The sequence below is a fragment of the Candidatus Magnetominusculus dajiuhuensis genome (assembly GCF_046044395.1).
Classification (GTDB): domain Bacteria; phylum Nitrospirota; class Thermodesulfovibrionia; order Thermodesulfovibrionales; family Magnetobacteriaceae; genus Magnetominusculus; species Magnetominusculus dajiuhuensis.
This window is the reverse complement of the sequence record NZ_JBJUSG010000119.1, coordinates 1-11,053: the sequence shown is the minus strand read 5'-3', so window position 1 is coordinate 11,053 and position 11,053 is coordinate 1. Positions and strand designations below refer to the sequence as shown.

The 11,053-nt window shown below is 50.1% G+C and carries 8 protein-coding genes; 5 read left to right on the top strand and 3 right to left on the bottom strand.

Annotation, left to right across the window (positions count from 1 at the left end):
• On the top strand, positions 1-202 hold a 202-nt coding region (locus AB7D94_RS13925; protein WP_420266533.1), incomplete at its 5' end, for a hypothetical protein.
• Positions 203-210: 8 nt separating this feature from the next.
• Here AB7D94_RS13925 and AB7D94_RS13920 read toward each other — a convergent pair.
• The 3 genes from AB7D94_RS13920 to AB7D94_RS13910 form a co-directional block, all read right to left on the bottom strand.
• Complete coding sequence (locus AB7D94_RS13920) at positions 211-774, bottom strand: EF-hand domain-containing protein (protein ID WP_420266532.1); 564 nt, start codon at positions 772-774, stop codon at positions 211-213.
• Positions 775-996: 222 nt separating this feature from the next.
• On the bottom strand, positions 997-3,099 hold the full coding sequence (locus AB7D94_RS13915; RefSeq protein ID WP_420266531.1) for a molybdopterin-containing oxidoreductase family protein: 2,103 nt from the start codon (positions 3,097-3,099) through the stop codon (positions 997-999).
• Positions 3,099-3,884: a polysaccharide biosynthesis/export family protein gene (locus AB7D94_RS13910; protein ID WP_420266530.1), complete on the bottom strand. Its 786-nt coding sequence runs from the start codon at positions 3,882-3,884 to the stop codon at positions 3,099-3,101. Before AB7D94_RS13910 ends, AB7D94_RS13915 begins: the two co-directional genes overlap by 1 nt.
• A 184-nt stretch (positions 3,885-4,068) precedes the next feature.
• Between AB7D94_RS13910 and AB7D94_RS13905 the strand changes: the two genes are divergently transcribed.
• From AB7D94_RS13905 to AB7D94_RS13890, 4 genes are all read left to right on the top strand, one after another.
• A complete protein-coding gene (locus AB7D94_RS13905) occupies positions 4,069-4,542 on the top strand; it encodes a J domain-containing protein (RefSeq protein WP_420266529.1) in 474 nt (157 codons plus the stop codon).
• Positions 4,543-4,638: 96 nt separating this feature from the next.
• A complete protein-coding gene (gene acs, locus AB7D94_RS13900) occupies positions 4,639-6,627 on the top strand; it encodes an acetate--CoA ligase (RefSeq protein ID WP_420266528.1) in 1,989 nt (662 codons plus the stop codon).
• Positions 6,627-8,912, top strand: a complete 2,286-nt coding sequence (locus AB7D94_RS13895; RefSeq protein WP_420266527.1) for a bifunctional diguanylate cyclase/phosphodiesterase — start codon at positions 6,627-6,629, stop codon at positions 8,910-8,912. The genes acs and AB7D94_RS13895 overlap by 1 nt, the downstream gene beginning before the upstream one ends.
• Positions 8,913-8,943: 31 nt before the next feature.
• Positions 8,944-10,962, top strand: a complete 2,019-nt coding sequence (locus AB7D94_RS13890) for a transglutaminase TgpA family protein (protein WP_420266525.1) — start codon at positions 8,944-8,946, stop codon at positions 10,960-10,962.
• The last annotated feature ends 91 nt before the right edge of the window (positions 10,963-11,053 follow it).

The window sequence follows — 11,053 nt, the reverse complement described above, 5'->3', positions numbered from 1 at the left end:
CGGAATGACAAAAATAAGGGGAATGACAAAAATAAGGGAGACAATTTCTAATGCGATTGCCCTGACCCCCGTAGAGGATTTTCACCGCCAGGTATGCTTCCATGCCGGGCGCACAAAAAATACAGGGGAAGCTTCACCGTCGGCGCTTCCCCTTATATTTTCTCCCAACCCAAAGCCCCCTATGGGTCGTCTTACGTCCTGATATGTTAATTACGCTATCATGTTAAGCGCTTGTACGCTGTTAGCGGCGCTTGGCGCAGTCGTAAGTGAGCTTGCCGTGCTGGTGAACTGTGCCAAAAGAGAGTTTAGCGGACTGGCAGCCATCAACTGCTGCAACCCCACCGCGCCACTGCCGGTAGTGTCTATAGCCGCAAAGTCAGACGCCGACATGTTTAACTCGGCCGCTGTTAATTTGCCGTCTCCGTTTGTGTCGTATTTATTGATTAAATTCTGAGTTGATGTCGTAATCTCCTGTTTAACGGCAGCCGCATTTAACTCATTCGCATCCAACTGGCCATCGCCGTTTGTGTCTATTGCGGCAAACGTCTGCGGGGGCAACCCCATCTCGTCGGCGCTTAATGTGCCATCCCCGTTTTTATCCAGGGCACTGATCATATTTGCTGTTTTTTGCTGCGTCTGCTTAGAAAATTCAGCCATAAAATCGCCATTGCCAGAGACAGCTTTACTTTGTGCCCCGCTTTGTGACCCACTTGTCCCAAAAATTGATGACAGCGCATCTGAAAACATCCCCGCCACCGCCCCTATGCCAACCATAGTAACCTCCTTACTCAATTATTTATCGCCACAAGGCTAAGAATTCTTTAATGCAAACCCCTTAACCCGACGGCTAATCTTATCCACTGTATTGTAAGCAAATAACATGCCAGAGCAGCGCCGTTAATATGCCGGTTATTATGCCGCTGATTGCGCCCCAGATTGCTCCGGGGCCAGGTAATTTTTTCCCATTGCCAGTTGGACGAAAGAAAATACTGCCTGTTATTGCTGGGATTTTTTGATATTGCAAAGCAGCCCTCTGAGGCGGTAAGAACCGAAGGCGGGGTCATAGGGCGGGCAGGCCGCCGTCAGGATATTGGCATTGGATTCCCACAGAGCCTCAGGGTCATCACCTCTCTCAGGAAACCACCACCCATGCTCAACGCTTATGACTTGTGGGTGGATGTCCCCGGTTACGTGTGCCGCGAATCTCGCCTGCCCGCGTATAGTGGAGACAATCGTCCAATCGCCCTCCGAGATACCGGAAGCGGCGGCCACCTCAGGGTGGAGTTCGCAGGTGGGATGGGGATGCAGCCTTCGCAGTGAGGCCACCTGGCGCTGTTCACTGTGAAAGAATTCCCGGCTTCTGGCCCCCGTGATAAGGACATAAGGGTATTCGGTTAATAGTTCAGGGCAACCAATCGGGCCCTCCTGTGGCTCCGCATACTCCGGCAGGGGCGGCAAGCCCATGCGTTTCAGCACCGAGCTGAATAGTTCCACTTTTTTAGACGGCGTACGAAACCCACGTTCCATGTATTTTTTGTACTTATGGGGCGGTGTATGATAGCCCATTTGGGCAACCTCAGCGTGTGTCAGTCCCGTTGGTGAGAGCTGGTGGGCGTAGATGTCCTTGTACGACATCTCTGCTCCGGGGAGGGCGAGCCGCTTTGATAGTTCATCCATTATCCACTCGTCCTGGCGGCACTGGCCTGTGTGCGTAATGGCCGATTGCGCGTACACGTAATTCTCCGCTACGAGGGGAAATCCCTGAAGGTGGTCTATTTCTGTCCAAAAAGCGGCCGGCAGGACATAATCCGCGAGGCGCGCCGTAGGGGTCATAAACAAATCCGTAACACACAGCAGCTCAAGGGCATTAAGGGCCTCATATACCTTTTTAGGATTGGCAACGGTAAGCAGCGGGTTGCCGCCAAAGACCAACAGAGACCTGATCTTATACGGCGTGCCGTCTGTCATCGCCCTGAACAGGCCGGGTATGTGGGCAGAGGGCATATAGGCGCGCCAGCCACTGAGGAGCTTAAACTCTTCGCCGCCAATTCGCTTTTTCGATGCATCAGGTGGCAGCTTATCCTTCAAGATGGGGTATCCTTTTAATATGTTCATCCCCAGTATATCCCCGCCGGGGCAGTCTAAATTACCCGTAAGTGCCCGTAAAATCGCCACAGCCCTTACTGTTTGCAGGGAGTTTGAGTTTTGCTCAAGGCCTAGTCCCCAATCCAGCACTGCCGGTTTTGACAGGGCATATTGCCGCGCGGTTTTGACTATATCCGCTGCCTTTATCCATGTGATGCCCTCAGCCCACTGTGGCGTATGTCTGGCCGTGTGTGCCTGTAATAAATCAAAGCCTGTCGTATGGTTGGCTACGAATTCTTTGTCAAACAGGCCCTCACCAATGATAACGTTTATCATGGCAAGGGCGAGGGCGGCGTCTGTGGCTGGTCTTATTGCAAGCCAGGCCTTACACCTTTTGGCGGTCTGTGTCCTTCTGGGGTCAATGGCAATTGTGGCGCAGTCCTCAGTCATTGCCCTTGCCACAGCGGGGGCAAGCTCACCATCGGCGCTTGACACAAGGGGATTATGTCCCCAGAAGATAATGCACTCAGGTCTTATCTTGCCGTAGTAGTCCCCTACGACAAAGCCTCCATAGGTCAAATGGCTTACGGTGATTCTGGGAATGAAGCACTGGGCCAGGCCAGGCTCGTACCAGTTCGGTGTGCCGAGTGCGTTTGCAAACCTCACAACGTGCATGTAGTGGTGTCTGCCGGTGCCCTGCCCAAGGGCTATTGACTCTGGCCCGTGTGTCTTTCTTAAATCATCAATCCTATTTGAAATTTCGTCGAGGGCATCTGTCCATCCAATCTCAGTCCATCGGTTTTCACCGCGGCGGCCGGTTCTTTTTAACGGCTGTTTAAGCCTGTCGGGATGGTTTGCTATATCCGGCGATTTTATCCCCTTCACACACATCCACCCCCTGCTTATGGGGCTTTCGGGGTCGCCCTTTACCCTTACTACCCTGTCACCCTCGACATGCACCAACACCCCGCAGCCACCATGGCACACCCTGCAGATACTCCTGTGTATGGGCATTACTTAGAAGTCGGAATTGACAGAGATGGTGTACTTGATGATGACTTGTTATGGAATATGTCGGACACCTGCTGAGTTAGTATTACGCCGCTTTCAATGGAGATAAGAAAGCCCATTATTGTACCAAACGCGGCGAAGTAGTTGCCGAGGGTGCCAACCATGGTTGGCTTGACATATACCGCATCCCCCGCCATTAAAACAACATTTTGAGACGGGTCACCCTTGAGCGCCCTGTTTAAGTCAATACTGTAAACCTGCCCACCCCTTAGCAGCGCTATATCGGATGTCTTTGCGCTATTGGTAACGCCCCCCGCCTTGGCGATTGCCTGAAGCAGGGTGGTGTTCTCCTCCATAGTGATGACGCTTTGAGTGGTTACCTCGCCTATGACAAATATCTTCTTGCTTGATATTGTAACGGCGTTTATGCTGACCTTTGGATCTATTACATAATAAGCCAGTTTCTCCTCGATTTTCTTTTCGACCTCTGGAATCGGCATCCCCGTTACCTTAAACTCCCCTATAAGCGGGACAGATATCATACCGTCCATTCGGATTTTCATATTGCTCAAAGAAAGGTCGTCGTTTCTGAATACCTTTACCGTTATAATATCGCCTGAGCCAAGGGTAAAAGCCGGAGGCTCCACCGGCAGGGGATTTTCCCTGGTTACCTCTATTGGCTTACTTATGCCGGCAGTGGCGCATCCAAAGAAAAACAGCACGACCACGGCAACAAGCCTTCGCAGCAAAGCCCCCATTGTGCCCGATTTATTCCTCTTAGTCAGCATCGCACTAGTAAACATAACATAGCGGGATGATATGTTTCAAGTTTAAAGGTTATTAATGGGTAAAAAAAATCTGGGTCTGGAAATTAACCCGCCATTGCCGTGGGCTGCCGAAGGCATCCTATTACATTACCCGTTGCAAATAATGTAGAATACATGCTGTAACCGTAAACGGGCAGGAGGTATAATGGCAATCATTGCCAGTGGTGTTTTTGTGGCCTTATTAATCGGCAGGCTTGTCAGGCTTGTTCTGCTCAGGCTAAAGGTTATTAAGGGCGGCGCCAGTACAGTTAACGATATTGTGTTAACCTATATTATCACGCTGGGTTTTATCATGTTAATGGCCAGATGGCAGGCGAGGCTGTTTATTCCCGGCGTTGCTGTCATGATTTTATACGATGTCGCGAGGCTTAAACTGTCTGCCGTGAACCCTGTTGGCAGAAATGCGGGGCGCCCGGCACAAGACCCATATACGATACTTGGCGTACACGAAAACGACTCCACAGAGAAAATAAGACAGGTATATAGAAAACTCCAGGAGACATACCACCCGGATAAACACGCGGCAGACTCAACTGAGGCGTCCATAGAGCAAAAAACCGAAAAGATAAAGCAAATCAACGCGGCCTTTGAGTGGATATTGAGGAGCCGCGGCGCGTGATTTAATCGTTTATGGTATATTGAAAAATAAGCAAATTTAATTTTATGATAGGGTTGACTCTGGATAACCGTAATAATTACATTGGAGGTACATCATATGCAGGGAACAGGGAATATTGACGTACTTATGGACGAAAACAGGCTGTTTCCACCGCCTAAGGAGTTTTCCGAAAAGGCCCATATCAAGACCATGGAACAGTACACGAAAATCTATGAACGCTCAGTAAACGACCCGGAGGGATTCTGGGCGGAGATGGCGGAGAAAAATCTCCACTGGTATAAGAAATGGGATAAAGTCCTCGACTATGATTTCAACAAACCGTATATCAAATGGTTTGAGGGTGGCAAGTTAAACGCCTCATACAACTGCCTTGACAGATTCGTAAAAACATCGGCAAGGAACAAGGCGGCCATCATATGGGAGTCCAACTCTGGCGCTACCAACAAGACATACACCTATCAGCAGCTCTACTATGAGGTCAACCGCTTCGCCAACGTGCTGAAAAAGCATGGGATAAAAAAAGGTGACAGGGTGACGATATACCTGCCAATGCTCCCTGAGACTGTTATATCCTTGCTGGCGTGTGCCAGAATTGGGGCTATTCACAGTGTGGTATTCGGCGGTTTCAGCGCTCAGGCACTGAAAGAAAGGATACAGGACTGCTGCTCCAAATTAGTGATAACCGCGGACTACAGCGCCAGAGGCAACAAGCTCGTTCCCCTTAAGAGCAACGCGGACGAGGCCGTGCTGCATTGCCCGTCGGTCGAGAAAATGATAGTTGTCAGGGAGTACTCCGCAGCCTCAGCCATGGTTGAAACCGTGTCCGGGCGGGATTTCTGGTGGCACGACGAGATAAACGCCCCTGATATAAAATCATACTGCGAACCGGAGTGGATGGACGCCGAGGACCCTCTGTTTATACTCTACACCTCCGGCTCAACCGGAAAGCCCAAGGGGGTGCTGCACACCACTGGCGGCTATATGCTTTACACAAACTGCACGTTTAAGTGGATATTTGACTACAGGGACGAAGATGTGTTCTTTTGCACGGCCGACATAGGCTGGATAACCGGACATAGTTACATTGTATATGGCCCTCTGAGTAACGGCGCTACGGCGATTGTCTTTGAGGGAATCCCCACATACCCCAACCCGGGGCGGTTATGGAACATAGTGGAAAAACACGGCGTGAATATCTTTTATACCGCCCCGACGGCCATAAGGGCGCTTATGAAAGAGGGCGACCACTGGGTTAAGCAGCATGATTTGTCGTCGCTGAGGCTCATCGCCTCTGTCGGCGAGCCGATTAACCCTGAGGCATGGATGTGGTACTACAATGTAGTCGGGGGAGGGAAGTTGCCTATTGCGGACACGTGGTGGCAGACTGAGACGGGAGGCATACTGATAACCCCACTGCCCGGTGCTATGACACTGAAGCCCGGCTCGGCGTGTCGGCCGTTTCCCGGAATCGTTCCCGTTGTGTTAAAAGAAGACGGCAGCCCTGCCGGGGCAAACGAAGGCGGCTATCTCACAATAAAAAAGCCGTGGCCGGGAATACTCAGAGGGACGTACGGCGACCCTGAGAACAAGCGTATCAAAGAGGTATATTTTTCGCGCTTCCCCGGCGTGTATTTCAGCGGAGACGGTGCGAGGTGTGATGAGGACGGCGACTACTGGCTGATGGGCAGAATAGATGACGTGATAAATATCTCAGGCCACAGGCTCGGCACTGCCGAGGTGGAATCCGCCCTTGTGAGCCACGAATCCGTCGCCGAGGCGGCAGTAGTAGGCTTTCCACACAACATTAAGGGTGAGGGGTTGTATGTTTACGTCACATTAAAAGAAGGCTTTACGCAGTCGGATGATTTAAAGAAACGGCTCATAGATCACGTCAGGGCGGTAATTGGAGCAATCGCAACGCCGGACAAATTACAGTTCTCCCCCGCGCTGCCAAAGACCAGAAGCGGTAAGATCATGCGCAGAATACTCAGAAATATCGCCAAAGGAGATGTTGACAACCTTGGCGACACAAGCACCCTGGCCGACCCGCTTGTTGTGGACGACCTTGTCAACGGCAGACAGTAGTGGACACAGCAGTTTTGCTTGACGCCATACTTAGGTCATCTGTTGATATGGCCATAGCGGCGGCCGATGTGGATTTGATTGTCAGGTATATGAATCCAGCGGCTGAGGAGATGTTTGGTTGCAGTGCCGCCGATACCTTAGGCAAGACTGTGGCAGAGGTTCATAAGAGAGAAAGCGTTGACTACGCACGCTTTCTCTCGGCTATGGAGATAGTAAAAAAAGACGGGCAGCACATCTTCACCTATGTAAGGAACCGAGAGGACGGCACACAGCGGTATATAGAGGCCAAGGTATCGTGCATGTGGAGCGCTGGCCATACCCTGATGGGCTATGTCATGGCCGCCCGCGACATAACAGGTAGCAGACTTTCGGCGCGGTCCCTGCAGTATCGCGTCCAGATAGACAAACTTATCGCCTCCATCTCGACGAGTTTTATAAACATTGCCGGCAGCGAAATAAAGGCCGAGATAAAAAATGCCCTTGAGCATGTTGGCGTTGTCCTTGGGGTTGACAATAGCTGTACGGTGCTTTTCTCTGACGAGGGTGTGCCTGATGAGCTATTTCGGTGGAGTCCACATCGCATTCCTGAATCTGCGGGGAAGTGCAATACACTAATGCTTGAACGCTCTGATGACGACAAACTAAGGTTATTTGCATCCAACTCCATGCCATGGTTTAAGGAAATGCTCGGCAAGGGAGAGGTCATTTGCATAAACGCACTGGATGCGGTGCCAGAGCCGGATAATTCAATCTTGTCAGGCAAGGGCGTCAAGTCTATGATAGTCGCCCCTATGGCCTTAGGCGGGCAACCAGCGGGATTTCTCTCCTTTTCAACTGTCATGTCTGAAAGGCAGTGGACGGCAGAGGATGTCCTGCTCGTGAAGATGATAAGCGAGATATTCGCCAACGCCGTTACAAGAGGCAAAAACGAACAGATGCTTAAGACCCTGGCACACTATGACCCGTTGACCGGACTTCCCAACAGGGTACTGTTTAATGACCGTCTGAATCAGGCCATAGAGCAGGCAACGCGCAACTCACGCCTTGTGGCGCTGTTATTCCTTGACCTTGACAGTTTTAAGCTGATAAACGACACACTAGGGCATGATGTAGGGGATTTGCTGCTGAAGGAGACCTCACAGCGTCTTGTCAGCAACGTGCGCAAGTCAGACACGGTAGCCCGCATGGGCGGCGACGAGTTCACCGTCATCCTAAGCAACATAGAGCAGGACAAGTACGCGGTCGGTGTGGCCAATAAGATAATCGAAGCCGTATCGAAGCCGTATTATCTCAGCGGCCAGGAGTGTTCTGTCGGTGTTAGTATAGGGGTCAGTATCTTTCCTAACGATTCACACGATGCCTCTGTGCTGCTGAAAAATGCCGACATCGCCATGTATCAGGTAAAAGAGCACGGGAAAAATGGTTTCCAGTTTTTCTCTGCCGGTATGAACACACGGGCGGTTAAACGGCTCAAAATTGAGAGAAGCCTTCGTAAGAATCTTGAAAAACAACTTTTTAAAATAACATACCAGCCGCAACTCGACATAAACTCAGGAATGATTATTGGACTTGAGGCCCGCCTCCACTGGGAAATCAAGGGGATGAAGGACTTCGACCACAGGGAAATCGTCTCTGTTGCCAAAGAGAGTGGACTTATAATACCAATCGGCCAATGGTTTCTACGCCGTGTATGCGAGCAAGGTGCCCGGTGGCAAGCCCAGGGATTTCAGAATGTACATATCGCCGTAAAGATCCATAGCCGCCAGTTTATGCAGGAAAATCTGGCTGGCATTATAAGGCAAACCCTTGATGAGACCGGCCTTGCCCCCAACAGTCTTGAGCTTGAGCTGACAGAGGGCACAATAATGCAGGATGTGGATGACTCTATCGGCATTATCAAAGAATTAAAGGCAATCGGCCTCTTTATCACGATTGACGATTTCGGTACCGGCTACTCATCCCTGAGCCATCTTAAACGATTCCCTATTGATTCGCTGAAAATAGACAGGCAGTTCATTCAAAATGTCACGACAGACATGGACTATTCGGCCATAGCAAGGGCAATTATTGCACTGGCACACACGCTGAACATGAAGGTGATTGCCGAAGGTGTTGAGACCTTTGAGCAGTTGGAGTTTCTCCGGTCTTTGAAGTGCGACGAGGCGCAGGGACACCTGTTCAGCTCCCCCCTTTCAGCCGAAGACATAACGCAGCAGCTGACAGAAGAGCAATATTTCATCCTGTTAACAAGAGAAACAGCCAGCGCTGTCCCACCGTCGGGTTAGCACCCTCCCCCTAATGGTTTATTCAACATAAATGTACCTGCCCGGTTTTATAAAAACAACTCATTCAATAAGAGTTGAGACAGCCGTTAAGTTAGTATCCTATGCGATTGCCCTGACGGGTTTTATAAGTGTTTGCGCATATGTGGAATATGTTTATAGCGCGCTCTTTGTCCTTGTGGTTGTTATTGCCGGTTATCTTGATTTTAAGAAAAGCGCCGCAGAGACGTCCCAGGGGTATGTGCCGCGTTGGGTTATCAATGTGCTGTCGGTTATTGTGATAATCTTGTCGGTGTTCCGGATGTACACAGATGACCTGGTTGAGTCGGCCGTTGAGGCATTGTTAATCCTGCTTTCGATTAAGTTTCTTGAAAAGAGGAGTTTCAGGGACTACATGCAGGTTTATCTTATCTCGTTGTTTTTGCTTGCGGGGGCAGCTCTTTTGTCTATTGATCTATCGTTTTTCCTTTACTTTATGATATTTTTCTTTCTTATCTCCCCGGTCATAGTGCTGCTCACTTATTACTCGCAGGCCCCGCAGCTTATCATTCAGAGGGAGGTATTTGTAAAGATAGTTTTAAAGACGATGGCAATTCCGCTTCTTTCGATACCTATGGCCTCGATTATTTTCTTAGTGCTGCCAAGGACAGATCGTCCTTTTTTCAGTTTTTTAAACCGTGCCGGCAGAGGCAGGTCTGGCTTTGCGGACAGCGTTACGCTTGGGGGCGTATCCTCAATACAACAGGACTCAAGCGTCGTATTCAGGGCGTCTATGGAAAAACTTGATGATGAGCTGCTCTATTGGCGCGGAGTTTTGTTTGACACCTTTGATGGTACGTCATGGAAGTCCTCGCTGCCCGAGGACCAGACCCACCCCAGCAGGGCCAGAGGCAGACATGTCCGGCAGACAATATACCTCGAACCATACGGCAACAAATACGTCTTCGCCCTGGATAAGCCCATATCAGTATCCATAAAAAACATTCGCTCACCCGGCGGGTTTATATACCTTACAAAAGAACCAATAACAAGCAGGCTGCGTTACGACGCCGTCTCAGTCATTGAGGAACAACAACCGGTTACTGTCCAACAAGACAGTCCCGGCCAGTACGATATAGAAAGGTACCTGAAACTGCCGCCCGACATCCCCGAGGGCATCACCGCGCTGGCTCAAACACTCACCAAAGGCAAAGACCGGCGCGCCGCCATTGAGGCCATATTGACATACCTTAAAGACGGCGGCTACTCCTACTCGCTTGAGCACCTGCCAGCGTCACAGTCGCCCCTTAGCGAATTCCTGTTTAAGACGAAGTCGGGAAACTGCGAATACTTTGCCTCGGCAATGGCCGTGATGCTTAGAGCCTCCGGCATCCCCGCAAACGTGGTAGGAGGCTACAAGGGCGGGCAGTATAACAACCTCGGCGGCTACTACATGGTCATGCAGAAAAATGCACATGTGTGGGTAGAGGCGTATATTGATGGGGAAAGATGGCGCCGCTATGATCCAACTCCAGCCGCGGCCTTCTCACTAAGTATAGAATCAAAGGGCGCATTTCTGCGAACTTTGCAGAGCTCCTTTGACGCGCTCAATTATTATTGGGGCGTATTCGTGATAAACTACAATTTCGACAGGCAGTTGTCCATGCTCAAAAAACTCAGGACGAACATCAATGTACCTGTTGTGAAGTCGTCTCTGCTGAAAATCCGAACCGGCTTAAAACACTTAAAAACGACGGCCACACTAATCGCGGCGGCACTGGCGCTAATATTATTAATAATCATATTGCGGCTCATTTATTTTAATAATACCCCGCAAGAGAAAAGACTTCTGGAGGGCTTTCTCAAGCGTCTCAGCAACCTCGGGTTCGACAAAAAACAGTCCGATGGCCTTGAGGAATTCATAGCGACCATAACCGATGACGGCCTAAGGCGCAGGGCAGGTATGTTCGCCGTGGAATTTGAGAAGATATATTATAGGGATGAGAGATTTACGAAAGAGCAGATAAAACGCCTCAGGGCGATATTAAAGACACTGGTGTCAATGGCCATGTAGATATGTACCATTCACGGTAATTTTGTTCTAGCGAATAAAACAAGTTTTCATGGGAAGTTGCAATGATTTCCAGACTGTTCTTTTCTTTGTC